Source organism: Methylobacterium sp. Leaf102 (assembly GCF_001422425.1).
In the GTDB taxonomy this organism is placed as follows: Bacteria; Pseudomonadota; Alphaproteobacteria; order Rhizobiales; family Beijerinckiaceae; genus Methylobacterium.
Genome location: NZ_LMMX01000011.1, coordinates 24,721 through 49,205 on the forward strand (window position 1 = coordinate 24,721; position 24,485 = coordinate 49,205).

The 24,485-nt window shown below is 69.8% G+C and carries 21 protein-coding genes and 1 pseudogene; 16 read left to right on the forward strand and 6 right to left on the reverse strand.

The window, feature by feature from the left end; translation table 11 throughout:
* Positions 1-59: 59 nt before the first annotated feature.
* Both fliP and ASF27_RS08070 read right to left on the reverse strand, forming a co-directional pair.
* Positions 60-803 (reverse strand): flagellar type III secretion system pore protein FliP, encoded by a 744-nt coding sequence (fliP, locus tag ASF27_RS08065; protein WP_056359153.1) that lies wholly within the window; start codon positions 801-803, stop codon positions 60-62.
* Between the two features lie 121 nt (positions 804-924).
* Complete coding sequence (locus ASF27_RS08070) at positions 925-2,346, reverse strand: hypothetical protein (protein ID WP_056359156.1); 1,422 nt, start codon at positions 2,344-2,346, stop codon at positions 925-927.
* Between the two features lie 233 nt (positions 2,347-2,579).
* On the opposite strand from ASF27_RS08070, the gene flgB reads away from it, so the two are divergent.
* The 8 genes from flgB (at position 2,580) to recA (ending at position 10,648) form a co-directional block, all read left to right on the forward strand.
* Positions 2,580-3,011: a flagellar basal body rod protein FlgB gene (flgB, locus tag ASF27_RS08075; RefSeq protein WP_056169410.1), complete on the forward strand. Its 432-nt coding sequence runs from the start codon at positions 2,580-2,582 to the stop codon at positions 3,009-3,011.
* A 53-nt stretch (positions 3,012-3,064) separates the two neighbouring features.
* A complete protein-coding gene (flgC, locus tag ASF27_RS08080) occupies positions 3,065-3,475 on the forward strand; it encodes a flagellar basal body rod protein FlgC (RefSeq protein ID WP_056169338.1) in 411 nt (136 codons plus the stop codon).
* 29 nt (positions 3,476-3,504) lie between these two features.
* Positions 3,505-3,822 carry a flagellar hook-basal body complex protein FliE gene (gene fliE / locus ASF27_RS08085; RefSeq protein WP_056169341.1) on the forward strand — a complete coding sequence of 106 codons (318 nt, stop codon included), beginning with the start codon at positions 3,505-3,507 and terminating at the stop codon, positions 3,820-3,822.
* Positions 3,823-4,099: 277 nt separating this feature from the next.
* Positions 4,100-4,366 carry a flagellar biosynthesis protein FliQ gene (gene fliQ, locus ASF27_RS08090; RefSeq protein WP_056169344.1) on the forward strand — a complete coding sequence of 89 codons (267 nt, stop codon included), beginning with the start codon at positions 4,100-4,102 and terminating at the stop codon, positions 4,364-4,366.
* A gap of 81 nt (positions 4,367-4,447) precedes the next feature.
* Complete coding sequence (gene fliR, locus ASF27_RS08095; RefSeq protein ID WP_056169349.1) at positions 4,448-5,212, forward strand: flagellar biosynthetic protein FliR; 765 nt, start codon at positions 4,448-4,450, stop codon at positions 5,210-5,212.
* Between the two features lie 32 nt (positions 5,213-5,244).
* On the forward strand, positions 5,245-6,312 hold the full coding sequence (gene flhB, locus ASF27_RS08100; protein ID WP_056359158.1) for a flagellar biosynthesis protein FlhB: 1,068 nt from the start codon (positions 5,245-5,247) through the stop codon (positions 6,310-6,312).
* A 148-nt stretch (positions 6,313-6,460) separates the two neighbouring features.
* Positions 6,461-9,184 carry an ATP-binding protein gene (locus ASF27_RS08105; protein WP_056359162.1) on the forward strand — a complete coding sequence of 908 codons (2,724 nt, stop codon included), beginning with the start codon at positions 6,461-6,463 and terminating at the stop codon, positions 9,182-9,184.
* A gap of 372 nt (positions 9,185-9,556) precedes the next feature.
* Positions 9,557-10,648 (forward strand): recombinase RecA, encoded by a 1,092-nt coding sequence (gene recA, locus ASF27_RS08110; protein ID WP_056169360.1) that lies wholly within the window; start codon positions 9,557-9,559, stop codon positions 10,646-10,648.
* Positions 10,649-10,723: 75 nt separating this feature from the next.
* Here recA and ASF27_RS23030 read toward each other — a convergent pair.
* The 4 genes and pseudogenes from ASF27_RS23030 to ASF27_RS08125 all read right to left on the reverse strand — a co-directional run.
* Positions 10,724-11,033: pseudogene (locus tag ASF27_RS23030) on the reverse strand (methyl-accepting chemotaxis protein); the annotation flags it as partial.
* A gap of 40 nt (positions 11,034-11,073) precedes the next feature.
* Complete coding sequence (locus ASF27_RS08115; RefSeq protein WP_056263865.1) at positions 11,074-11,409, reverse strand: cytochrome c; 336 nt, start codon at positions 11,407-11,409, stop codon at positions 11,074-11,076.
* 130 nt (positions 11,410-11,539) lie between these two features.
* Entirely contained in the window at positions 11,540-12,829 is a 1,290-nt protein-coding gene (locus ASF27_RS08120) for a PQQ-dependent sugar dehydrogenase (protein ID WP_056359165.1), read from the reverse strand.
* Between the two features lie 121 nt (positions 12,830-12,950).
* Positions 12,951-13,361: an MAPEG family protein gene (locus tag ASF27_RS08125; protein ID WP_056263868.1), complete on the reverse strand. Its 411-nt coding sequence runs from the start codon at positions 13,359-13,361 to the stop codon at positions 12,951-12,953.
* Positions 13,362-13,557: 196 nt separating this feature from the next.
* Between ASF27_RS08125 and alaS the strand changes: the two genes are divergently transcribed.
* The 8 genes from alaS to ASF27_RS08165 form a co-directional block, all read left to right on the forward strand.
* Positions 13,558-16,206: an alanine--tRNA ligase gene (gene alaS / locus ASF27_RS08130; RefSeq protein WP_056359168.1), complete on the forward strand. Its 2,649-nt coding sequence runs from the start codon at positions 13,558-13,560 to the stop codon at positions 16,204-16,206.
* A gap of 533 nt (positions 16,207-16,739) precedes the next feature.
* Positions 16,740-17,846, forward strand: a complete 1,107-nt coding sequence (locus ASF27_RS08135; protein ID WP_056304625.1) for a ring-opening amidohydrolase — start codon at positions 16,740-16,742, stop codon at positions 17,844-17,846.
* A 4-nt stretch (positions 17,847-17,850) separates the two neighbouring features.
* Positions 17,851-19,272: a dihydropyrimidinase gene (gene hydA / locus ASF27_RS08140; RefSeq protein ID WP_056359170.1), complete on the forward strand. Its 1,422-nt coding sequence runs from the start codon at positions 17,851-17,853 to the stop codon at positions 19,270-19,272.
* Positions 19,273-19,350: 78 nt separating this feature from the next.
* Positions 19,351-20,343 (forward strand): ABC transporter ATP-binding protein, encoded by a 993-nt coding sequence (locus ASF27_RS08145; RefSeq protein ID WP_056169380.1) that lies wholly within the window; start codon positions 19,351-19,353, stop codon positions 20,341-20,343.
* Positions 20,344-20,373: 30 nt separating this feature from the next.
* Positions 20,374-21,648 (forward strand): extracellular solute-binding protein, encoded by a 1,275-nt coding sequence (locus ASF27_RS08150; RefSeq protein WP_056304627.1) that lies wholly within the window; start codon positions 20,374-20,376, stop codon positions 21,646-21,648.
* Positions 21,649-21,892: 244 nt separating this feature from the next.
* Positions 21,893-22,849, forward strand: coding sequence for an ABC transporter permease (locus tag ASF27_RS08155; RefSeq protein WP_056304628.1), 957 nt, complete (start codon positions 21,893-21,895; stop codon positions 22,847-22,849).
* A 2-nt stretch (positions 22,850-22,851) separates the two neighbouring features.
* Positions 22,852-23,742: an ABC transporter permease gene (locus ASF27_RS08160; RefSeq protein ID WP_056359174.1), complete on the forward strand. Its 891-nt coding sequence runs from the start codon at positions 22,852-22,854 to the stop codon at positions 23,740-23,742.
* A gap of 191 nt (positions 23,743-23,933) precedes the next feature.
* Positions 23,934-24,485, forward strand: a 552-nt coding sequence (locus ASF27_RS08165; protein WP_244480951.1) for a Crp/Fnr family transcriptional regulator, incomplete at its 3' end; no start/stop codon positions are given.

The window sequence follows — 24,485 nt, forward strand, 5'->3', positions numbered from 1 at the left end:
GGACCGCCGGGCTGACCGGCGCCGAGCCGCGGGGCGAGGCTTCTCCGTCGCGCGGCTTTTCAGGTGCCGTAGCTCTGCACCAGGGACCCGGCCACCAGGGTCCAGCCGTCGACAAGGACGAAGAAGATCAGCTTGAACGGCAGGGCCACCGTGGCGGGCGGCACCATCATCATGCCCACCGCCATGAGGATCGACGCCACCACGAGATCGATGATCAGGAACGGGATGAACAGGAGGAAGCCGATCTCGAAGGCCCGCCGGAGCTCCGAGATCATGAAGGCCGGGGTGACGATCTCGAGGCCGATGGCCTCCGGGCCGGACGGGACCGGCACCTTCGCCATGTCGAGGAACAGCTTGAGATCCTTCTCCCGGACGTTCTTCAGCATGAACGCCTTGAACGGCGCCGAGGCGCGCTCGAACGCGACGCTCTGGGTGATCTGACCGGCGATGAGGGGCTCGATCCCGGTGCGGTAGGCTTCCCGCCCGACGGGGGCCATGACGAAGGCCGTAAGGAAGAGCGCGAGGCTCGTGACCACGGCGTTGGGCGGCGCGCTCTGGGTGCCCAGCGCCGAGCGCAGGATCGAGAACACCACCACGATCCGGGTGAACGAGGTCGCCATCACGAGGACCGAGGGCGCAAGCGCCAGGACCGTGATGAGGGCGACGAGCTGCAGCGCGCGCTCGGTGACGCCGCCGGCGCCGAGATCCACGGAGAGGCTCTGTGCCGTGGCCGCGCCCGCCGCCAGGGTCAGGCCGAGCGCCGTCGCGGCGAGCGCGACGGCGCGGCGATTGGATCGGATCATCGTGGTTCCGCAGGGATCTGGCGGGGCGCCGCGCGATGCGATTCCCCGGAACGTCGCGTCCTCCACCGCAAACCTGTCGGTGTCATGACCGAAGCGGGGCCAGCCGGAGTGGGCCCGGCGGTCAGCTCTTCTTATCGAGGGGGCGGCCGAGCAGCCGGGCGAATTCGGCCTCGATCTCCTCGACGGAGAACGGGTTCGGTGCCGGAGCGGCCTTTGTCGGCGCGGGCTTGACCGGATCGGGCTTGATCGGCTCGGGCGCCGGCGGCGGGGCCTCCGGCGCGAGGGGAGGCGCCACCGGTCCGTCGGGGGTCGGCGCGGAATGGTCCAAGTCGAGTCCGGAACGGTCCGGCTCGGTCACGGGGGCGGCGGGTTGGGGGGCTTCGAACAGGTCGTCGGCCTGCCCCGCATCGAGCAGGGGCGCTTCGGCGGTCGCGGCCATGGCGGCGGCGATCGGGTCGACGGCTTCGGGCTCGGCCGGCCGGGGCTCCGCGAAGGTGGGGGCGGCGGCCGGTTCGGCGACGGCGGCGACGGGGGTGAACACCGCCTCGGGTTCCGCCCGAGGCTCCGCCGTCATCACGGGCGCGGGCGCGGGGATCGGAGCCGGCTCCGGGGCGACTACGAAGGTCGGCGCGGGCGGCGCCGGCACGGGTTCGCGGTTCGGCTCGGGCAGGCGCGGGGGCGCCGCGGCGGGAGACGGGCGGCGCACGGCCTGTTCGAGCTGGCGGGCCATGTCGGAGAGGATGGCCGCGTCGAAGCTGCGCTGCGGCACCGGCGCCTCTGGGCGAACTTCAGGAATCGGCTCGGGATCGGGGCGGGACGCCTCCTCGGCGGCCTGGGCACGCTTGGCCGCGCCGGGCACGAGGTTGGCGAGGGAGGGCGGCAGGCGACGGGCCGGGCGCGACGCGGGGGGGTCGGTGCGGGGCGCCGGCTCGGTGGCCGGTTCGCGGATGCGAGCCGTCTCGGCGGCAAAACTCGGTTCTTGGGAACGGGTCGGCTCGGGCGCGCGCGGCGGCTCCGGCACGAAGATGTCCGCCGTGTCGGGCGCGGAGAGGTCGAGGGGGCGGCCGACGCTCGCCGGGCGGGTGGTCGAGCCGGGCAGGGGCGGGGCCACCACCACCGGCATCTCGAACGCCGGTTCGAAGGCCGGCTGGAACCGGGGCGGCTCGAGGGAGGCGGCGGGCTCCGCCTCGGATTCCAGCTCGGGCTCCCGGCGGGCCGCCTCGTCGGTGCCGAGCCGCGCGCCGACGCCGCGCGAGATGTTGCGCTCGATCACCACGTCGTTGGGGCCGCCCACGAGGAGCAGGTGCTCGACGTTGTCCCGCCGCAGCAGGATGAGCTGACGCTGCCGGTCGAGTTCGTAGATGTCGACGATGCCGAGGCGCGGCTGGCGTCCCCGCGCACCGAGTTTCGTCGAGAGGGCGTGGCCCCGGCCGGTCAGGCGGCGGAAGGCGAACACCACGGCGGCCAGCACCGCGAAGATCACGACGAAGATGATCGCGAACTGGATCGTCGAGGAGCCGTCTGAACTGAAGAACGAAGACAAGACCGGGGTCTCTCGCTTTTTAGGGGCCACCGGCCCGACGCAACGCTGGTGGAAGCACTATCACGCCCGCGCCGAGCCGGGGCAACAACGTTAAGACTTCGTTAACAGGCTGTTGATGCGGCGGCCGACTGTTCCGCCGGCGCAGGATCTTAACGCGGCGTTAACCATGGGCACGGCAGATTTTGCCCATCGCCCGGCAATTCCAACCGGGCGCGGTCGCTGGAGATCGCACCGTGTCCGTCACCGACCTGCCCACCCTCGGCATGCTGCGCACCCGGATGCAGTGGCACCAGACCCGCCAGAAGATCCTGGCCGAGAACGTCGCCAACGCCGACATGCCGGGGTTCAAGCCGCGTGATCTGGCGAACCCCGATCTCGGTCGCGGCACTGGCGGCGGTACCCTGGCGATGACCCAACCCGTGGGCGCGTCGGGGGGCAGCCTCGCGGTGACGAGCCCGGCGCATATCGCCCTCGCCGGGATGGGGGAGGGGCCAGGCGCCGATCCGCGCCGGGTCCGGGGCTTCGAGATCAGGCCGAGCGGAAACGGTGTGAATCTCGAGGAGGAGATGATCAAGGCCGCCGACAACCAGGGCAGCTACGGCCTGGCCTCGTCCATGTACCAGAAGAGCCTCGAGACCCTGAAGATCGCCATCGGCAAGCGCTGACCGACCCGCCGATCCTCCGCCCGCTGAACGCCCCTCGACGACGGTAGAGCGCCATGGACTTCCTCAAATCCCTCACCACCTCGGCCTCCGGCCTCAAGGCCCAGTCGAGCCGCATGCGGGTCATCGCCGAGAACATCGCCAACGCCGAATCGGCCCCCACCACGCCCGGCGGCGAGCCCTATCGGCGCAAGATCCCGACCTTCACCCAGCAGGTCGACCGCGAGACCGGGGCGAGCCTCGTCGAGACCGGGCGCGTGCGCCGCGACTCAGCCCCGTTCCGGGTCAAGCACGATCCGGGCAATCCGGCCGCCAACGCGAAGGGCGACGTGAGCCTGCCCAACGTCAACGGGCTCATCGAGAACATGGACATGCGCGAGGCCCAGCGCTCGTACGAGGCCAACCTCAACATGGTCACCGCCACCCGTCGGATGATGGCCAAGACCCTCGAGATCCTCAAAGCCTGATCCGCACGCCCTCGCGCGAAAGACACCCCATGGCCACCAACGCCTTCGCCGCCGGAGCCTACGCCGCGGTCCAGAACATCGGCGCCAAGGGCGCGATGGCCAAGGCCGCGCCGGTCGCCAGCCCGCAGGGCATGAACTTCGGCGCGATGCTGTCCTCGACCCTGGATTCCGTGGGCGAGGCCGGCCGCCGGGCCGACACCCAGGCCCTGGCGGTGGCCGGCGGCAAGGCCAACGTCGTCGACGTGGTCACGGCGGTGGCCGAGAGCGAGACCGCCCTCCAGACCATGGTCGCCGTGCGCGACCGCATGATCTCGGCCTACGAAGAGATCATGCGGATGCAGATCTAGGGGTAAGACCCACGTCCGCTCCTCCCTGCGCGAGGGCGGGACGATCCGAGGTGAACCGCACCGTCTTTCCGGGGCGCCGAAGGCGAAGCCGGAACCCAGAGCCGCCGACAGCGGAAGACCTTGCAAAACGTGAGTTTCTTGATCCCGGGTTCCGCTGAGCGGTCCCGGGATGACAAGGCCCCGGGATGACATGGGGCCGGAGATTTCCGAAGGCCCGAGCCGTCGAACGCGTTCAACTTTTCCACCTGCTCCTCAGAATCCGAAACGAAGCACCCCCATGACCGGCCTCGCCATCATCGACGTCGCGCGCGACGGCATCTTCGTCTTCCTGAAGGTCGCGGGGCCGACCATGCTGGTCGCCCTCGTGGTCGGCCTCGTGATCTCCCTGCTGCAGGCCCTGACCCAGATCCAGGAACAGACCCTGATCTACGTGCCCAAGATCGTCGCCGTGTTCGCCACCCTGCTGTTCATGCTGCCCTTCATGGGCGACGCCATGGGCGGCTACATGACCCGCATCGCCGCCCGCATCGTCTCCGGGGGGTGACGCCTGCCATGACGGGCCGCGAACCTGCCGTGAAGGGCCGCGAACCTGCCATGACGGGCCGCGAACCTGCTATGACGGGCCATGAACCTGCTCCTGCCCGGCATCGCGGCGGCCTTCCTCCTCACCTTCGCGCGGGTCGGCACCCTGGTGATGCTGCTGCCGGGGGTCGGCGAGCAGCTCGTGTCGCCGCGCCTCCGCCTGGCCTTCGCGCTGCTGCTCACCCTCGTGCTGTTCCCGACCGTGCGGCCGCTCCTGCCGATGCAGGGCGAGGCCATCGCCGGGCCGGGGCTCATCGCCCTGCTGTTCGGCGAGGTGCTGGTCGGGCTGGTGCTCGGCCTCAGCGTGCGGATGGTGCTCGCCGCCCTGCAGGTCGCCGGCGTGGTGATGTCGCAGCAGCTCGGCCTGTCCTACGCCATGACCGTCGATCCGACGCAGGGCGGCCAGCAGACGGCGCTGGGCAATTTCCTGGCGCTCCTCGGCGTCACCCTCATCGTGGCCACCGACCTGCATCACATCGCCCTCGCGGCCATCGGCCGGAGCTACGTGCTGCTGCCGCCGGACGGCGTACCGGGGTTCGGCGAGGCGGCGGCCCTGGCCCTGAAGGCCATCGCGCGGGGCTTTGCGCTGGGCGTGCAGATCTCTGCGCCGTTCATCGCCTTCGGCATCCTGTTCAACGTCGGGCTCGGCGTGCTCGCCCGGCTGATGCCGCAGATGCAGGTGTTCTTCGTTGCCGTGCCGGCCTCGGTGCTCATCGGCATGCTGGTGCTGCTCGGGAGTCTGGGCGTGATGATGGGGGTGTTCCTGGACGATATCGGGCGTTACCTCGCGGACCTCGCCGGGCGATGAGCCGCGCTTCCGGCAGCACGGGGGCCTGACCCATGTCCGACGATGCGGATCCGGAAGACAAGACCGAAGACCCGACTCCGCGGCGCATCGAGAAGGCCATCGAGCAGGGCAACGTCCCCAACTCGGTCGAGATCAACACGCTCTTCATCCTGGCGGCCTTCACCCTGGCCCTGGTGATGGCGTCGGGCTCCATCGCGCGCGAACTCGTGGCCGGCATGCGCGGCTTCCTCATGAACGCCCACGCGGTGCCCTCCGACCCGCACGTCTACGCCGCCATGGGCCTGCGCACGATGCTGCTCTACGCCCAGGCGCTCGCCATCCCGGTGGGGCTGGTGGTGGTGGCGGGGCTGGCCGCGGGCCTGCTCCAGCACCCCCTGGTGTTCTCCGTCGAAGCCATCGGGCTGAAATGGGAGCGGCTCTCGCCCATGGCCGGCGTCAAGCGCATCTTCGGCAAGGAGGCGATGTTCCAGTTCGTGAAGGGGCTGGCCAAGCTCGCCATGGTGGGCATCGTCGGCGGCACCATCCTGTGGGGCGAGCGCGACCGCCTCGACGCGTTCGTGCGCCTCGACCTCACCGCCACCCTGGCGGCGATCCTGGCCATCTGCCTCAAGCTCATGGGCGGCATGCTTGCGGTGTTCGTCGTCATCGCCATGGGCGACGCCCTGTACCAGCGCTTCCAGTGGCGGCAGAAGCTGCGCATGTCCAAGGAGGAGATGAAGCAGGAGCACAAGGAGAGCGACGGCAACCCCGAGGTGAAGGGCCGGATGAAGCAGATCCGCGCCCAGCGGGTGAAGAAGCGCATGATGGCGGCCGTGCCCACCGCCACCGTCATCGTCACCAACCCGACGCACTACGCCGTGGCCCTGCGCTACGAGGCCGGCATGCAGGCGCCGATCTGCGTCGCCAAGGGCGTCGACAGCCTAGCGCTCCGCATCCGGGCGCTCGCCAAGGAACACGGCGTGCCGGTGCTGGAGAACCCGCCGCTGGCCCGCGCGCTGCACGCCACCGTGGACATCGACGAGGAGATCCCGGCCGAGCATTACCGGGCCGTCGCCGAGGTCATCGGCTTCGTCATGCGCCTGCGGCGCCGGGTGGCGTGAGCCTTTCGGCGCGTGCGAGATCGGCCAAGCACCACGGTTTGTGCACCTTTTTCCCCGCAATTTAACGGAAGCCGTGGCGGGATGACCCTTGCCGCGCGTGCGGACCGGGCGCTAACCGGTAGGCGCAAGAAAGGTGGATCGACCCGGGATGGCTGAGTTCAGCGGACCAACCAAGGCCGCGTCGAACGCGATCGACCGGTCCGAGCGGCCGGGCCGCGTCGGATTGCTCCTGGTCCTGGCGGGGCTGCTGGTGGGGGCGGCCGTCGGCCTGTCCTTCGTCGCCAACGAGCAGGCCCAGCCGCTCATCCTCGGCCTCCTGGCGCTGCTCGCCATGGCGGGCGTGTTCTGCCTGTTTGCGCTCGCCATCGGCGCGCTCCAGCTCGCCGGGCAGACGGGGCGCGACGACATCACCAAGGCCATCGTCGACGCCTCGCCCGAGGGCACCATCGTGGTGGAGGAGGGCGGCCGGCTCATCTACGCCAACGAGGCCTACCTCACCATCGCGGGCGGTGAGAGCTTCGCCAACCTGCGGGCCGTGGAACGGGTCTTCGTCGGCTCGCCCGAGGTGTCGGAGGCGGTCTACCGCCTGGCCCAGGCCGCCCGCGAGGGCCTCGGCCACGGCGAGGAGATCCGCATGGCGCCGCCGCCCGACGGGGCCGGCGACCGCGCCTTCGCGTGGTACCGCATCGCCGTGCGGCCCATCGACCGACCGCGCCGGCCCGCCGCCCTGTGGACCGTGAGCGACATCACCCACGAGCGCGAGCGCCAGGAGAACGTCTTCCAGGAGCTCCAGCACGCCATCGACTACCTCGACCACGCCCCCGCCGGTTTCCTCTCCATCGATCCGGCCGGATCCGTCGTCTACATGAACGCCACCCTGGCGACCTGGCTCGGCTACGACCTCGCCACCGTGGGCTCGGGCGGCCTGCGCCTGCCCGAGATCGCGCCGGGCGCCGACGTGCTCACCGCCACGGGGGGACAGCCCGGCGAGGTCAGGACCGACCGGTTCGACCTCGATCTGCGCCGCCGCAACGGCCACCCCCTGCCGGCCCGGCTCTACCACCGCGTCGCCTTCGGGCAGGACGGCAAGCCCGGGTCCTCGCGCACCATCGTGCTCAACCGCTCGGCCGGCGCGGAGACCGACGAGCCCCAGCGCGCGGCGGAAGTGCGCCTCGCGCGCTTCCTCAACAACAGCCCCATCGCCATCGCGACGGTGGACCACGCCGGCCACATCGCCCGCGCCAACGCCTCGTTCGCGCGCCTGTTCGGCGGCACCCCGCGCCAAGCGATGCCGGACGGGCACGGCAGCCTCAACGCCGAGCCGACCATCTGGGACGCCCTGGTGGAGCGCGACCGCGCTGCCCTGGAGACGGCCCTGACCAAGGCGTCCGGCGGGCTCGCCGCCATCGAGCCCATCGAGGTGATGCTGACGGGGGCGGGCAACCGCTCGGCCCGGGTCTGGCTCAGCCCCGCCGGCGTCGAGGGCGCCGCGGAAGGGGCTCCGGCCCCAGGTACGCCCGCTCAAGGTACGCCCGCTCAAGGTACGCCCGCTCAAGGTACTTCCGGTCAAGGCACCAAGGCCGACGAATCCGGCGACCGCGAACGGGTGATCCTCTACGCCCTGGACACCACCGCCCAGCGCCAGCTCGAACAGCAGGTCGCCCAGGCCCAGAAGATGGACACCGTAGGCCAGCTCGCCGGCGGCATCGCGCACGACTTCAACAACGTCCTTCAGGCGATCATCGGCTACTCGGACCTGCTGCTCGCGAGCCACCGGCCCACCGACCCGGCGTTCCAGGACATCATGCAGATCAAGCAGAACGCCAACCGGGCCGCCAGCCTGGTGCGTCAGCTGCTGGCCTTCTCCCGCCGCCAGACCCTGCGGCCCGAGGTGATGAGCGTCGGCGAGGCCCTGTCCGACCTCACCCTGCTGCTGAAGCGCCTGCTCGGCGAGCGGGTCGACCTCGACCTCAAGCACGGGCGCGAGATCTGGCCGATCAAGGCCGACGTGAACCAGTTCGAGCAGGTCATCGTCAACCTCGCGGTCAACGCCCGCGACGCCATGCCTGAGGGCGGGCGTCTACTCATCCGCACCGCCAACGTGGTGCACGATTCCACCCCCGAGGAGGCGCGCCTCGGCATGCCGGCGGGCGACCACGTCCTCATCGAGGTCATCGACACCGGCCAGGGCATCCCGCCCGACGTCATGGAGAAGATCTTCGAGCCGTTCTTCACCACCAAGGAGATCGGCAAGGGCACCGGCCTCGGCCTCTCGACGGTGTTCGGCATCGTCAAGCAGAGCGGCGGCACCATCGACGTGCGCTCGACGGTGGGGGAGGGCACCACCTTCCGCATCTACTTCCCCCGCCACGAGCCCGTGGCCGAGCCGGAGCCGGCGCCCCTGCCGGCCACGAGCACCACGGGCGAGATCGCGGCCCACCGCCTCAAGGGCACCCCCGAACTCGCCGCCCCGTCGCCGCGGAAGCCCGCGCCCGACCATACCGGCCAGGGCGTGATCCTGCTGGTGGAGGACGAGGACCCCGTGCGCGCCGTCAACAGCCGCGCCCTGTCGGCCCGCGGCTACACGGTGCTGGAGGCGGCCTCCGGCCTCGACGCCCTCAAGATCATCGAGGACAAGAACCAGCCCATCGACCTCGTCGTGTCCGACGTGGTGATGCCCGAGATGGACGGCCCGACCCTCCTGCGGGAGCTGCGCAAGCACCACCCGGACCTCAAGGTGATCTTCGTCTCCGGCTACGCCGAGGACGCGTTCCGCAAGAACCTGCCCGAGGGCGAGGACTTCAACTTCCTGCCCAAGCCCTTCAGCCTGAAGCAGCTCGTGGAGACCGTGAAGGAGACCATCGCGCGCTGATTTTTGCGGGGGCAACGAACCGTGCGACTCGGGGCTTCGAACCTGACGTCAGATAAGTTGGCCGGAGGCCGATGATCTCCACGCCGTCATTCCGGGGCCGCGGAGCGGAACCCGGAATCCAGAGCCGCGACGCGCGTTCGACATGGCCCTTCCTGTGTTTCTGGATTCCGGGTTCGCCTGCGGCGACCCGGAATGACTGCGCGGGTGTCGTGACCGACCACGCAATCCGGCGAGCGGTCCGCCATCGTTTTGAAGCCGTCGCTCCGAAACCACGTCTGCCAGCCTTGCGGAATTAGAACAAAACGAGTACATCAATCGTCATCCGAGGCGCATTGAGCCTTGCTCCCACCCCATGCATAAGGATGCCGACGAATGGCCCAGCCAGCGCTGAAAGTTGTGGACGCTCCCATGGTGGACAAGGACAAGGCGAAGGCGATCGACGCCGCGCTGTCGCAGATCGAGCGCGCCTTCGGGAAGGGCTCGATCATGCGCTTGGGCAAGAACGCCCAGGTGGCCGAGGTGGAGGTGGTTTCCACCGGCTCCCTCGGGCTCGACATCGCGCTCGGCGTCGGCGGCCTGCCGCGCGGCCGCGTCATCGAGATCTACGGCCCGGAATCCTCGGGCAAGACCACGCTGGCGCTCCACACCATCGCGGAAGCCCAGAAGAAGGGCGGCGTCTGCGCCTTCGTCGACGCCGAGCACGCCCTGGACCCGATCTACGCCCGCAAGCTCGGCGTGCAGCTCGACGACCTGCTGATCTCGCAGCCCGACACCGGCGAGCAGGCCCTCGAGATCACCGACACCCTGGTGCGCTCGGGCGCCATCGACGTCCTCGTGGTCGATTCCGTGGCGGCGCTGACGCCCCGCGCCGAGATCGAGGGCGAGATGGGCGACAGCCAGCCCGGCCTCCAGGCCCGGCTCATGAGCCAGGCCCTGCGCAAGCTCACGGGCTCGATCTCGCGCTCGAAGTGCATGGTGATCTTCATCAACCAGATCCGCATGAAGATCGGCGTGATGTACGGTAGCCCCGAGACCACCACGGGCGGCAACGCCCTGAAGTTCTACGCCTCGGTCCGCCTCGACATCCGCCGCGTCTCGACCCTGAAGGATCGCGACGAGGCCATCGGCAACCAGGTCCGCGTGAAGGTGGTGAAGAACAAGGTCGCCCCGCCGTTCAAGCAGGTCGAGTTCGACATCATGTTCGGCGAGGGCGTCTCCAAGGTCGGCGAGCTCATCGACCTCGGGGTCAAGGCCGGCATCGTCGAGAAGTCGGGCGCCTGGTTCTCCTACAACAGCCAGCGCCTCGGCCAGGGCCGCGAGAACTCGAAGGGTTTCCTGCGGGACAACCCCGACATCGCCGCGAAGATCGAGGCGGCGATCCGCCAGAATTCCGGCATCCTCGCCGACAAGATCCTGGATACGGCCAAACCCACCGAAGAGGATCTGGACGAAGGCGAAGCCTGAGTTCCGGACCCGTCACCCGACATGAGAAAGCCGCCGGGCCCCGTGCCCGGCGGCTTTCTCGTGGTGCCTCGCTATTCACGCCGCCCGCGCCATCGCGAGGAAGCGGACGATTTTGGCGGGCAAATGCCCCGAATGACACGAGCGTGCCGAGGCGGCCTCGGCGACGTCACGGACGATGTCCTGGGTCGTCGGACCCTGCTGCTCGCGGGAGGCCGCGATGGTGGAGGCGACGCCGTTGATTTCGCGATCTCGCGATCTCTCAGATACGTGCCGTGATGGCGGCGATCGCCGAGACTGCCTGACTCGTGGCGGACTGGATCTCGGCGATCTGGCAGGAAATCTCCTGGGTGGCCTGCGCCGTCTGCCTCGCGAGCCTCTGCACTTCCACGGGCGCCTGGATTAGGCCGCGGCGCGTCCTCCGACCATCAGCCCGGCGGTAGCACCTCGATGGCGATGCCGGCATAGAACGCCGCGAGGTCGGCGATCTCGGCATCCGACAGGCCCTTGGCGACGACATTCATGATCGCGTTGCTCCGGCGCCCGTCGCGGTACTCGGTGAGCGCCTTGACGAGGTATGGCTCGACCTGTCCCGCGAGGTTCGGGGCTTCCGGCAGCTTCGACAGCCCGTCCATGCCGTGGCAGGTCTGGCAGGCGGTGGCGGCCTTGCGGCCCGCCTTGGCATCGCCGGCCCGCGCCGGACCGATGGCGAGCCCGCTCAGGAGCGTGGCGGCGAGGAACAGGGCGGCGGCGGGATGGGGCATGCGGACTCCGGGTTCTGGGGCGATCGAGATATCCGCGCGCAGGCCGTCGAACCAGAAGCCGCAGGGCCAAGAGGCAGACGCGGCCGGCGGCCGGTGAGCCGGGCGGGCGCGCGGCCCGCCCCCCAAAAGGTCACTTCCCCTCGTACGAGATCCGGTAGATCGCCCCGGCCGTGTCGTCGGCGACGAGCAGCGAGCCGTCGAGGAACACGGCCACGTCCGCCGGGCGGCCGAGATACTCGCCGTCGCCCGTGAGCCAGCCCTCGGCGAACGGCACCGGCGCGCCCGCCTTGCCGTCCTTCTCCACCGGCACGAACATGATCCGGGCGCCGATGGGCGTGGTGCGGTTCCAGGAGCCGTGCTCGGCGATGAAGATCCCGCCGCGATAGGCGGCCGGGAACTGCTTGCCGGTGTAGAACGCCATGCCGAGGTCGGCCGCATGCGGCGGCAACTCGGCCTGCGGGAACACCGCCCCCTTCGGAGGCTCCTCGTCCTTGTACTCGACGGTGCGGACGGCGCCGCCGCCGAACCACGGGAAGCCGAAGAATTCCCCGGCCTTCGTGGCGCGGTTGAGTTCGCCCGGCGGGGTGTCGTCGCCCATGCCGTCGACCTGGTTGTCGGTGAACCACAGGGACTTGTCGGCGGGGCTGAAATCCATGCCGACGGAATTGCGGATGCCCGTGGCGAACACCTCGCGGTTCTTCCCGTCGGCATCCATCCGGACGATGCCGCCGATGCCGGTTCTGGCGTAGAGGTCGCGCTTCTCCGCCGGCGGCACGTTGTAGGGCTGGCCGAGGGACACGTAGGTCTTGCCGTCGGGGCCGATGCGGCAGATCCGGGCGGTGTGGTTGTAGCTCTCCTCCGCGGCCGGGATCAGCGCGCCCTGCTTGACCAGCACGCCGGCGGCGACGTCGGGGCTCTCGTAGAAGAACTCCGCCGCCGGGAACGACAGCACCCGGTTCTGTTCGGCGATGGTGAGCACGCCGTCCTTCGAGAAGCAGACGCCGTTGGGGATCTTGAAGTCGATGCCGGGCGCGAAGGCCCGGACCTCGTCGGCGACCCGGTCCTTGTCCCGGTCGGTCACCGTGTAGACCTTGGTCTTGCGGGTGCCGACGAACAGCACGCCGGCGTTGGGCCCGACCGCGATGGAGCGGGCATCGGGCACCACGGCGTAGAGGTCGATCAGGAAGCCCTCGGGGAGCTTGATCTTGCCCAGCGTCCGGCGGAGCGCATCGGCGCGGCGCCCGGTCTGGGGAATCTCGGGCGCCTCGGCCGTGCCCGTGCTCTGCATGCCCTGGAGCTTCTCCAGGGCGTCGGCCTTGGCCTTCGTCTCGGCGGGGGCGGCCCCCTGCGCCTGCGCCCCGAGGGGGGCCGAACCGAGGGTGACGCCGGCCAGAAGCGTCGCGACGAGGACGGATCGCATGGGGTTCTCTCCCGGCTCCGCCCGCATGATCGGGGCGGTTGCCGAACGGACGATACCGGCCTGCCGGCGGTCTCCACAAGGGGAGGGCCGTCCCCCGCGGGGGACGGCCCTCCCCGGGATGTCAGTACGGCAGGATCTTGACGAACAGGCCCCACAGCACGAGCAGGATGCCGACCACCGAGACGCCCCAGATGATGGAGCGGATCTTCGGCACGCCGAAGCCGTAGACCGGCAGGTAGGCGAGGCGCCCGAAGAAGTAGAGGTAGGCGCCCAGCACCACGGCGGTGTTGTGGCGCCCCGTGGCGACGCAGGCGAGCACCAGGGCGGCGAAGATCGGGAACGTCTCGAAGAAGTTCTTCGAGGCCTTCTCCAGGCGGGCGGCCGCGCCCGTCACCTCCGGCGTCCGGCCCTCGCGGTTGCCGGCGGCCCAGGTGAAGCCGCCGCGCTGCTGCAGGCCGCTGTAGGAGGCGGCGATGATGTGGACGAGGCCGAGGAAGCAGGACCAAGCAAGGAGGCGGATTTCGACGGGCATGGGCGCGGTGTGTCCTTGGTCGGTGGTGATCCCCGTACCTAGACCATCGCGCGGGCGAGGGGCACCCGCCGGTGCGAAACGTGAAACCGCCCGTGACTTGAGCCGGAACCCTCCGTATGAGACGCCTGCGCGCGGACTAGCCGTCATGGCCGTCAGCACCGACCCGGCAGGGCCCACCGACAGAGTCTTTACAGCGATGAGCGGCGTCAACGAGATCCGGTCGACCTTCCTCGACTACTTCGCAAAGGCGGGCCACGAGGTTCTGCCGTCCTCGTCGCTGGTGCCGCGCAACGACCCGACGCTGATGTTCACCAACGCCGGCATGGTGCAGTTCAAGAACGTCTTCACCGGTGTCGAGAAGCGAACCTACAATCGCGCCACCACATCGCAGAAATGCGTTCGCGCGGGGGGCAAGCACAACGACCTCGACAACGTCGGCTACACCGCGCGGCACCATACCTTCTTCGAGATGCTCGGCAACTTTTCCTTCGGCGATTACTTCAAGCCGCAGGCCATCGAACTTGCTTGGGATCTGATCACCAAGGAATTCGGCCTGTCGAAGGACCGCCTGCTGGTGACGGTCTATGCCGACGACGACGAGGCCGCCTCGCTGTGGAAGAAGATCGCCGGATTCTCCGACGACCGGATCATCCGCATCGGCACCTCGGACAACTTCTGGCAGATGGGCGACACCGGCCCGTGCGGACCGTGCTCGGAGATCTTCATCGATCAGGGCCCCGGCCTTCAGGGCGGCCCGCCCGGCTCGCCCGACGAGGACGGCGACCGCTTCCTCGAATTCTGGAACCTCGTGTTCATGCAGTACGAGCAGGTGGAGCCGGGCAACCGCCTCGCCCTGCCACGCCCTTCCATCGACACCGGCATGGGCCTGGAGCGCATGGCCGCCATCCTCCAGGGGGTGACGAGCAACTACGAGACGGACCTGTTCCGCGCCCTCATCGACGCCGTGAGCCACGCCGTCGGCCGCCCGCCGGAGCCCGCCACCCGCGCCTCCTACCGGGTCGTCGCCGACCACCTGCGCGCCGCGTCCTTCCTCGTCGCCGATGGCGTGCTGCCGGGCAACGAGGGCCGGGGCTACGTCCTGCGCCGGATCATGCGCCGGGCCATGCGCCACCTCGAACTCCTGGGCTGCCGCGAGCCGGTGATGTACCGCCTGGTGCCGACCCTGGTGCGCGAGATGGGTCAGGCCTACCCCGAACTCACCCGCGCGGAGACGCTCATCGGCGAGACCCTGCGGCTGGAGGAGACCCGGTTCCGCCGCACCCTGGAGCGGGGGCTGGCCATCCTCGACGCCGAGACCCGCGACCTCGCGCAGGGCCAGAACCTGTCGGGCGAGACGGCCTTCACCCTCTACGACACCTACGGCTTCCCCCTCGACCTGACCCAGGACGCCCTCAAGGCGCGCGGCATCGGCGTCGACACCGACGCGTTCGGGGCCGCCATGGAGCGCCAGCGCAAGGCCGCGCGCGCCGCCTGGACGGGCTCCGGCGAGGCCGCCACCGAGACCGTCTGGTACGGCCTCAAGGAGCGCACCGGCGCCACGGAGTTCCTGGGGTATGAGACGGAGTCGGCCGAAGGCATCGTCACGGCTCTGCTTCGCGACGGCGCCGAGGTGGAGGCCCTGGAGGCCGGCCAGACCGGCCTCGCCCTCGTCAACCAGACCCCGTTCTACGCCGAATCCGGCGGTCAGGTCGGCGACACCGGTACGCTGACGGCCGCCGGCCTGAAGGCGCGGGTGACGGCCACCGAGAAGAAGCTCGGCGACCTCTTCGTCCACCACGTCACCGTGGACGAGGGCCGGCTCGCCCTGAACCAGCCCGTGGAACTCTCCGTCGAGGCCGATCGGCGCGCCGCCATCCGGGCCAACCACTCGGCGACCCATCTCCTGCACGAGGCCCTGCGCCAGGTGCTCGGCGACCACGTCGCCCAGAAGGGCTCCCTCGTCTCGGCCGAGCGCCTGCGCTTCGATTTCAGCCACCCCAAGCCCCTCGACGAGGCCGAGATCCGCGCCGTCGAGGACATCGCCAACGCCGTGCTGCTCCAGAACACACCCGTGGTGACGAAGCTCATGGCGCAGGACGAGGCCGTGGCCTCCGGCGCCCGCGCCCTGTTCGGCGAGAAGTACGGCGACGAGGTCCGCGTCGTCTCCATGGGCCTGCCTGGGGCGGGCGGTAAGGCGTTCTCGGTGGAGCTTTGCGGCGGCACCCATGCGGCGCGCACGGGCGAGATCGGTCAGGTCTCCGTCGTCGCCGAGAGTGCCGTCGGCGCGGGGGTGCGCCGCATCGAGGCCCTGACGGCGGATTCCGCGCGGCGCTTCCGCGCCGAGGAGGGCCGCACCCTGTCGCAGATCGCCGGCCTGCTGAAATCCGCCACCGCCGACGTGCCCGAGCGCCTGGCGAGCCTCATCGAGGACCGCCGCCGCCTGGAACGCGAACTCACCGACGCGCGGAAAAAACTCGCCATGGGCGGGGCCGGATCGGGCGGTGACGAGATCGTGGAGATCGGCGGCGTGAAGCTCCTGGCCCGCGTGGTCGAGGGCGTCGAGATGCGCGACCTCAAGAGCCTGGCCGACGAGGGCAAGAGCCGGATCGGCTCCGGCATCGTCGCCCTGGTGGGCGTCGCCCCCGACGGCAAGGCCGGTCTCGTCGTCGGCGTCACCGCCGACCTCACCGAACGGTTCGACGCCGTCGCCCTGGTGCGGGCGGGCGCTGGCCACCTCGGCGGCAAGGGCGGCGGCGGTCGCCGCGACATGGCCCAGGCCGGAGGACCGGAGGGCACGGGCGCGGCGGCGGCTCTGGACGCGATCCGGACGGCCCTGGCCGGATAGGATCGTGGTGTGCGCGTCGTCGGCCGGTTCGGTGAATTGCCGAGCCCGCCGTGCGACGCCGCAGCGGTACCGCGCACTGCCTTCGATCGCGCGCACCGTGCCGCAAGCTCGGTCCACGGGATCTGCCCCGCACGCCGGGGAATGCCGACGGGCCCCCCGTGGGCACACGGTCGCGCGGCGCATCCCAGCACGGACCCGGGGGAGCCGACGGCCGACGATTCCTCGCGGCTTGCGGAGGCAGCGGCATGGAAAAGCGCCATCCCCGATGCCACCGGGCCTCCGACCCGCCCCTGAAGTTGCCTGCGGATTAGGCATATGACCTCAGCGTAGGCGCCGGCCGGGCCTGGGAATCCCGCCCGCCTCACCGCGTCGCGGCTGGAGGGCGTGGTGCGGTTTGTGCAGGATCGGCGATACGCTTCCCGGGCCGTTCGTGCGCGGCGAACGGTCCCGTGTGGCGTGGGCGGGCGCGGCCCCGCAACACCGGACCTCGCGCGCGCTCTGCCCCTGTGTCACCGCCCTGACCCGGACGTTCCATGCCCGAATGCCTCGTCTTCCGCGTGCCGACCCGGCACCCCGCCGACGTCTCGGGGGTGATGGACCTCATCGCCGCCGGCGCCGTGGCGGCGGATGAGATCGTGGCGATCTTCGGCAAGACCGAGGGCAACGGCTGCGTCAACGATTTCACCCGCCAGCTCGCCGTGATGGCCCTGGAGACCGCGCTCGCCGGCGCGATGGCGTGTACGCCCGAAGCCGTCGGCGGGCGGGTCGCCCTGGTGATGTCGGGCGGCACCGAGGGCGGCCTTTCCCCCCATCTCCTCGTGTTGGCGCGCCGCGACGGCCCGGCCGTGCCCGGCGCGACGGCGCTGGCCATCGGCACCGCCTTCACGGCCGATTTCCGGCCCGAGGAGATCGGCCGCATGGCACAGGTGCGGGCGACGGCAGCGGCGGTCGCCGAAGCCATGGCCCGGGCCGGGCTCGACGACCCGGAGGCCGTACATTTCGTCCAGGTGAAGTGTCCGCTCCTGACCAGCGCCCGCATCCAGGAGGCTGCCGCGCGCGGACGGGACGTCGCCACCCACGACACCTACGCCTCCATGGGCCTGTCGCGCGGGGCCTCCGCCCTCGGCATCGCCCTGGCCCTCGGCGAAGTGGCGGACGAGGACCTCGCCGACGCCGCCATCGGTGCGCGACGGGACCTCTATTCCGGCCGCGCCAGCGCCTCGGCCGGCATCGAACTCATGCGCAACGAAGTCATCGTGCTGGGCAACGCGCCCGGCTGGACCGGCCCCCACGCCATCGCCCACCGGGTCATGCGCGACGGCATCGATTTTTTCGCAGTTCAGGGCGTGCTGGCGGATCTGGGCTTTCCCGGCTCCGGCCAACTGACGCCGGAGGAGTCGGAGCGCGTGGTCGCCCTGCTCGCGAAAGCCGAGCCCTCGCATGACGGCCTGATCCGCGGCCGGCGTCACATCATGAACGACGACAGCGACATCAACGCCACCCGGCACGCCCGCGCCCTGGTCGGTGGGGTCGCCGCCGCCGCCATCGGGCGCACCGACCTGTTCGTCTCCGGCGGCGCCGAGCACCAGGGACCCGACGGCGGCGGCCCTGTCGCGATCATCGCCCGCGTGAGGGACTGAAGCAATGCCCGACTTCGATCTCGCCATCCGGGGCGGCACCCTGGTCACCGCCACCGATACGTTTCGCGCCGATCTCGGCATCCGCGACGGGCGCATCGCGGGAATCGCCGCGCGGATCACGGATGCGGCCCGCACCCTCGACGCCTCCGGGCTCCTCGTGCTGCCGGGCGGCATCGACAGCCACGTCCACATCGCGCAGGATTCCGGCCCCGGCATCGTCATGGCGGACGACTTCGCCTCCGCGACCCGTGCGGCGGCGGCCGGCGGCAACACCTGCGTGATGCCGTTCGCGCTCCAGCCCCGCGGCGCCTCCCTGCGCGAGGCGACCCATGCCTACCGGGCGCTGGCGGAGGGCCAGTGCCACATCGATGTCGCCATCCACCTCATCGTCTCCGACCCGACGCCGGCGGTGCTCGGCCAGGAGCTGCCGGCCCTGATCGCCGAGGGCTACACCTCGTTCAAGGTGTTCATGACGTACGACGATCTTGTCCTGAACGACCGCCAGATCCTCGACGTGTTCGACGTGGCCCGCCGCGAGGGCGCGCGCGTCATGGTCCATGCCGAGGGCTACGACGCCATCCGGTACATGACCGAGAAGCTTGATAAGGCCGGCGAGACCCGCCCGTTCGGGCATGCCCTGTCCCGGCCGCAGGTGGTGGAGCGCGAGGCGGCGCACCGGGCGATCGCGCACGCCGAACTCGTGGATCTCCCCATCGTCATCGTCCACGTCTCGGGCGCGGAGGCCATGGAGCAGATCGCCTGGGCGCGGGAGCGCGGGTTGAAAATCCAAGCCGAGACCTGCCCGCAATACCTGACGCTCACCGCCGACCACATGAAGGGCCTCGGCGCCGACGACCCGATGGCGGGGGCGAAATACGTCTGTTCGCCGCCGCCCCGCGAGGCCGCGAACCAGGCCGCGATCTGGCGCGGCCTCCAGACCGGCCTGTTCGACGTGGTCTCCTCCGACCACTGCCCGTTCCGCTACGACGATCCGGCCGGCAAGCTGAACCCGAAGGGCCGGACCTCCTTCCGTTGGGTGCCCAACGGCATCCCGGGCATCGAGACCCGTCTGCCGATCCTGTTCTCGGAGGGCGTCTCGGCGGGGCGCATCTCCCTCAACCGCTTCGTGGAACTCACCGCCACGAATCACGCCAAGCTCTACGGGCTCTACCCGCGCAAGGGCTCCATCGGCATCGGGTTCGACGCCGACCTGACCCTCTGGGACCCGAACCGGCGCGAGACGATCCTGCAGGCCAACCTCCACCACGGCGCCGATTACACGCCCTGGGAGGGGTTCGCGGTGACGGGTTGGCCGGTGGTGACCCTCGCGCGGGGTGAGATCGTCGCCGAGGACGGGCGGGTGACCGGCGCACTCGGCCATGGACGGGTGCTCGACCGGGTTGTGCAAGCCGGTCCCCCGGTCTGATCGGACGCCGCGACATCGGATGCGAATCGGGTATCGTCTGGCCCGCCCCTTGCTGGGATGCGGGTCGGGAGACAACGCATGGACGTCGAGCTGATCCGCCTGACCAAGCGCTACGGCCACACCACGGCCGTGGACGGCATCGACCTGAAGGTCCGCTCGGGCGCCTATTGCTGCCTGCTCGGCCCCTCGGGCTGCGGCAAGACCACCACGTTGCGGATGATCGGCGGGCACGAGACCGTGTCCTCCGGCGACGTGGTCATCGGGCCGAAGGCGGTGGGCGATGCCACCCCGGCCGAGCGCGGCACCGCGATGATGTTCCAGAGCTACGCCCTGTTCCCCCACCTCAACTGCCGCGACAACGTCGCCTTCAGCCTGAAGATGCGGGGCATCGGCAAGACCGAGCGCCGGGCCAAGGCGCTCGCCATGCTCGACCTCGTGCAGATGGCGCATCTGGCCGAGCGTCTGCCGGCCCAGCTCTCCGGCGGCCAGCAGCAGCGCGTGGCGCTGGCCCGGGCCCTGGTCACCGGACCCAAGGTCCTGCTCCTCGACGAGCCGCTCTCGGCCCTCGATCCGTTCCTGCGGGTGCGGATGCGGACCGAATTGAAGCGGCTCCAGGCCGAACTCGGCATCACCTTCATCCACGTCACCCACAGCCAGGAGGAGGCGATGGCGCTGTCCGACCTCGTGGTGGTGATGAACGGCGGCCGCATCGAGCAGGCGGCCGACCCCCGCACGATCTTCGAGCGCCCCGCCACCGCCTTCGTCGCGCGCTTCATCGGCGGCCACAACATCATCCGCCTGCCCGATGCGACGGAGGTCGCCGTCCGAGCGGACCGGATGCGCCTCGGGGCGGAGGCGGGGCCCGGGGCGGTGCCGGCGCGCGTCGTCTCCATCGAGTATCAGGGCACCAGCGTGCATGTGGGCTTCGAGGCCGACGGCCTCGGCGGGAGCGGCGCGGCCGCGCTCACGGCCGTCATCGACGACGGCGCCTATGCCGGCCACCCCCTCGCGCTGGGCCAGACCGTGCCCCTCGGCTGGGATGCCGCCGCCGCCCATCGTCTGAGCGCCTGAACCGTTTCTCACTGCGTACGAGGAATCCGCATGACGACCACGATCAAGCTGAGCCGCCGCACCCTGCTGCAGGGCGCGGGGGCCACCGGACTGGCCCTCGGCGCCGGCCCGATCACCGGCTTTCCCAACGTGATCGCCGCCGAGCCCGTGACCCTGCGCTACCTCGGCACCGCCGTGAACCAGTCCGGCGACATCGCCCGCAAGGTGAAGGAAGATCTCGGCATCACCCTCGAGTACATCCCCGTCGTCACCGACGAGGTGACGAAGCGCGTGGTGACCCAGCCGAACTCGTTCGACCTCCTCGACACCGAGTTCTTCAGCCTGAAGAAGCTCATCCCCTCGGGCAACATCCAGGGCATGGATGCGCGCCGGATCAAGCAGGCCGACAACATCACCCCGGTCTTCACCAAGGGCGAAGTGGCCGGAAAGAAGATCGGCGACCAGGGCACGGCACCCAAGAAGGTGTTCTACCTCGAGGGGCAGAACTCGAAGAATTTCGCCGGCTCGGCCACCGAGTGGATCACCCTGATCCCCACCACCTACAACGCCGACACGCTCGGCATCCGGCCCGACCTGATCAAGCGCCCGATCACGAGCTGGAAGGAACTCTTGAACCCCGAGTTCAAGGGTAAGGCCTCGATCCTCAACATCCCCTCCATCGGCATCATGGATGCCGCCATGGTGATCGAGGCCACCGGCGACTACACCTACCCCGACAAGGGCAACATGACGAAGGCGGAGATCGACCGCACCATCAAGCTGCTGATCGAGGCCAAGCGCGCCGGCCAGTTCCGCGCCTTCTGGCAGGATTTCAACGAATCAGTGAACCTGATGGCGTCCGGCGAGACGGTGATCCAGTCGATGTGGTCGCCCGCCGTCACCAAGGTGCGCTCGCAGGGCGTCGCCTGCACCTACCAGCCCCTCAAGGAGGGCTACCGCGCCTGGGCCACGGGCTTCGGCCTGCCCAAGACCCTGACGGGCCGCAAGCTGGATGCGGCCTACGACTTCATCAACTGGTTCCTGTCCGGCTGGGCCGGCGCCTACCTCAACCGCCAGGGCTACTACTCGGCGGTGCTGGAGACGGCCAAATCCCACATGGAGCCCTACGAGTGGGCCTACTGGATGGAGGGCAAGGCCGCCGAGAAGGACATCAAGGGCCCGGACGGCGGCGTGCTGGAGAAGGCCGGCGCCACCCGCGACGGCGGCTCCTTCGAGGCCCGCATGGGGGGCGTCGCCTGCTGGAACGCGGTGATGGACGAGAACACCTACATGGTCCGCAAGTGGAACGAGTTCATCGCCGCGTGAGCGGGGTGATGCACCAGGCACGGAGCGCGCTTCCCTCTCCCCGCCCGGCGGGGATAGGGCCTCGTCCTCCCCTTGTCGGGAGGCGAGGCGAGCCCGGCAGGGCGACGGTGAGGGGGTATCGCCGGTCGTGCCTCTTACGGTGGCGCCTCCTCACCCTGGCTGCCGCTCGGCTCGCCCCCGACAAGGGGGGCTCGCCCCTCTCCCCGCAAGCGGGGAGAGGTTCTGCGCTCGGCTGGAGTGAGCCATGACCGACACTGCACTCTCCTCCCTCCCCGCCATCGCGAAAACCCCGGCCGTGACGGCCCCCACCACGAGCCTCACGGCCAAGACGCGGCGGCGCCGCGCGCTGGCCTATCTCCAGGCCGCCCCGCTGGCGTGCGTGTTCCTGGTGTTCTTCGTGGTGCCGCTGGCACTGACCCTGATCGTCAGCTTCTGGTCCTACAACGAGTACGAGATCATCCCGGCCTTCACGGTGCAGAACTACATCGACGTGTTCGAGGGCTGCCTCAATACGGCGGACGCCTGCACCACCGTGCGGACCTACCTCTCGACCCTGAAGTTCTGCGCGCTGACCTGGGCCTGCACCCTCGTGATCGGCTTCACGGTGGCGTATTTCGTCGCCTTCCACGTGCGTTCGAAGACGATGCAGATGGCGCTGTTCCTCGTCTGCACGATCCCGTTCTGGACCTCGAACGTGATCCGGATGATCTCGTGGATCCCGCTCCTCGGCCGCAACGGCCTCGTCAACGACACCCTGATGGGGATGGGCCTCATCAAATCCCCCATTGAGGGCCTGCTGTATTCCGACTTCTCGGTGGTGCTCGCCTTCGTCCACCTCAACACGGTCTTCATGATCGTGCCGATCTTCAACAGCATGGCGCGGATCGACCGTTCGCTCATCGAGGCGGCCTACGATTCCGGCGCCACCGGCTGGCAAACCCTGTGGAACGTCGTGGTGCCGCTGGCCAAACCCGGCATCGCCATCGGGTCGATCTTCGTGATCACCCTGGTGATGGGCGACTTCGTCACCGTCGGCGTCATGGGCGGCCAGCAGATCGCCTCGGTCGGTAAGGTCATCCAGGTCCAGATGTCGGCCCTGCAACTGCCGGCGGCGGCGGCCAACGCGGTGGTGCTGCTCGGTGCCGTGATGCTGATGATCGTGGCGATGACCCGCCTGATCGACCTGCGGAAGGAACTCTAGCGTTGAGCGACCGACCCCGCTCCCCCGCCTTCTATGCCCTCGCGGCGTTCTTCGCCCTGTTCGCCGCCTTCCTGTACGGCCCGACGCTGACCATCCTGGTCCTCAGCTTCCAGGGTCCGCAGGGCGGCCTCACCTTCCCGATGAACGGGGTCTCGACGCACTGGTTCGGCAAGCTCTGGGCCGGTCTCGGCATCGTCGACATCTGGGGGGCGCTGTGGCGCTCGCTCCGCCTCGGCTTCGTGGTGATGAGCCTCACCGTGGTCATCGCGTTCTTCGCCGGCCTCGCCTTCCGCAAGCGCTTCCGCGGCGAGGGCGCGCTGTTCACCATCGCGGTGGCGAGCCTGATCGTGCCCTCCATCGTGGTCTCGCTCGGGATCGGCCTGGAATTCCGCCTCCTCGACGATGCGGTGAACTGGGCGGCGGCCGCCACCGGCTGGGGCTGGCTGCAGGAGCACGGCACCCTGATGGGGCTCTACACCTCGGCGCTGGGCGCGCACCTGACCTGGACGCTGCCCTTCGGCCTCCTCATCATGTTCGCGGTCTTCAACCGGTTCGATCCGGCCTACGAGGAGGCCGCCCGCGATCTCGGCGCCACCGGCGCCCAGACCCTGCGGCACGTGGTGGTGCCGATCCTCGGACCCTCGCTCGTCGGCGTCGCCCTGTTCGGCTTCACCTTGTCCTTCGACGAACTCGCCCGCACCAGCCAGGCCATCGGCGGCCGCAACACCCTGCCGCTCGAACTCCAGGGCCTCACCACCACCGTCACCACGCCGGAGATCTACGCGCTCGGCACCCTGACCACGGGCATGTCGCTCGCCGTCATCGGCCTCGCCCTCGGAACGAGCCTTTACCTCCAGCGGCGCAAGGCGAAGGCCGGGCTGCGGCTCGGCTAGGAACTTCCGCGAACGTTCGGGGCGGAAAGCCCGTGCGGGCTATCCTGGGATAATGCATGCGCAGGGAGGACGCTTACGATCCGCGCATCATCGGCGTTTTTGCAATAGGGGCTGGTGACCGGGAGAGATTTGGGCTTCCGCCTATGTGGCAAAGCGAAGTTGCTATGCACCCGGTTTCCAACAACGCTCCCATGACCATGCTGCTGCGCAAGCTCGACAGCATCGCCACCCTTTCGGATGAGGAGCAGGAGGCCGTTCGCAACCTGCCGGTCAGAATCCGGACCCTCGAGCCGAGACAGGATATCGTGCGGGAGGGCGACATGCCCTCGCAATGCTGCCTGGTCCTCGAAGGCTGGCTGTGCCGCTACAAGGTGTTGGGGGACGGGCGCCGCCAGATCTTCTCGTTCCACATTCCCGGCGACACCCCCGATCTGCAGAGCCTCCACCTGCCGGTGATGGATCACAGCCTCGGCACCATGACCGTGGCCACGGTGGCGTTCATCCCGCACGACAGCCTGCGCGACCTGACCCTGCGCTTCCCGCGCCTCGGGGCGGTGCTGTGGCGCGACACCCTGATCGACGCGGCGATCTTTCGCGCATGGATGACCGGCATGGGTCGCAAGTCGGCCTATGGCCGGATCGCCCACCTGTTCTGCGAGATGTACCTCAAGCTCGAAGCGGTGGGCCTCGCCGGCGATCACCGCTGCCCCCTGCCGATCACCCAGACCGAACTCGGCGATGCG

Bases quoted from the DNA above. Each gene is read 5' to 3' on its own strand.
- hydA (WP_056359170.1), top strand. From the start codon at position 17,851: ATGCCCGACTTCGATCTCGCCATCCGGGGCGGCACCCTGGTCACCGCC.
- flgC (WP_056169338.1), top strand. From the start codon at position 3,065: ATGGACTTCCTCAAATCCCTCACCACCTCGGCCTCCGGCCTCAAGGCC.
- flhB (WP_056359158.1), top strand. From the start codon at position 5,245: ATGTCCGACGATGCGGATCCGGAAGACAAGACCGAAGACCCGACTCCG.
- ASF27_RS08155 (WP_056304628.1), top strand. From the start codon at position 21,893: ATGACCGACACTGCACTCTCCTCCCTCCCCGCCATCGCGAAAACCCCG.
- fliP (WP_056359153.1), bottom strand. From the start codon at position 803: ATGATCCGATCCAATCGCCGCGCCGTCGCGCTCGCCGCGACGGCGCTC.
- fliQ (WP_056169344.1), top strand. From the start codon at position 4,100: ATGACCGGCCTCGCCATCATCGACGTCGCGCGCGACGGCATCTTCGTC.
- recA (WP_056169360.1), top strand. From the start codon at position 9,557: ATGGCCCAGCCAGCGCTGAAAGTTGTGGACGCTCCCATGGTGGACAAG.
- ASF27_RS08115 (WP_056263865.1), bottom strand. From the start codon at position 11,409: ATGCCCCATCCCGCCGCCGCCCTGTTCCTCGCCGCCACGCTCCTGAGC.
- ASF27_RS08135 (WP_056304625.1), top strand. From the start codon at position 16,740: ATGCCCGAATGCCTCGTCTTCCGCGTGCCGACCCGGCACCCCGCCGAC.
- ASF27_RS08125 (WP_056263868.1), bottom strand. From the start codon at position 13,361: ATGCCCGTCGAAATCCGCCTCCTTGCTTGGTCCTGCTTCCTCGGCCTC.
- ASF27_RS08145 (WP_056169380.1), top strand. From the start codon at position 19,351: ATGGACGTCGAGCTGATCCGCCTGACCAAGCGCTACGGCCACACCACG.
- fliE (WP_056169341.1), top strand. From the start codon at position 3,505: ATGGCCACCAACGCCTTCGCCGCCGGAGCCTACGCCGCGGTCCAGAAC.
- ASF27_RS08150 (WP_056304627.1), top strand. From the start codon at position 20,374: ATGACGACCACGATCAAGCTGAGCCGCCGCACCCTGCTGCAGGGCGCG.
- alaS (WP_056359168.1), top strand. From the start codon at position 13,558: ATGAGCGGCGTCAACGAGATCCGGTCGACCTTCCTCGACTACTTCGCA.
- fliR (WP_056169349.1), top strand. From the start codon at position 4,448: ATGAACCTGCTCCTGCCCGGCATCGCGGCGGCCTTCCTCCTCACCTTC.
- ASF27_RS08105 (WP_056359162.1), top strand. From the start codon at position 6,461: ATGGCTGAGTTCAGCGGACCAACCAAGGCCGCGTCGAACGCGATCGAC.
- ASF27_RS08120 (WP_056359165.1), bottom strand. From the start codon at position 12,829: ATGCGATCCGTCCTCGTCGCGACGCTTCTGGCCGGCGTCACCCTCGGT.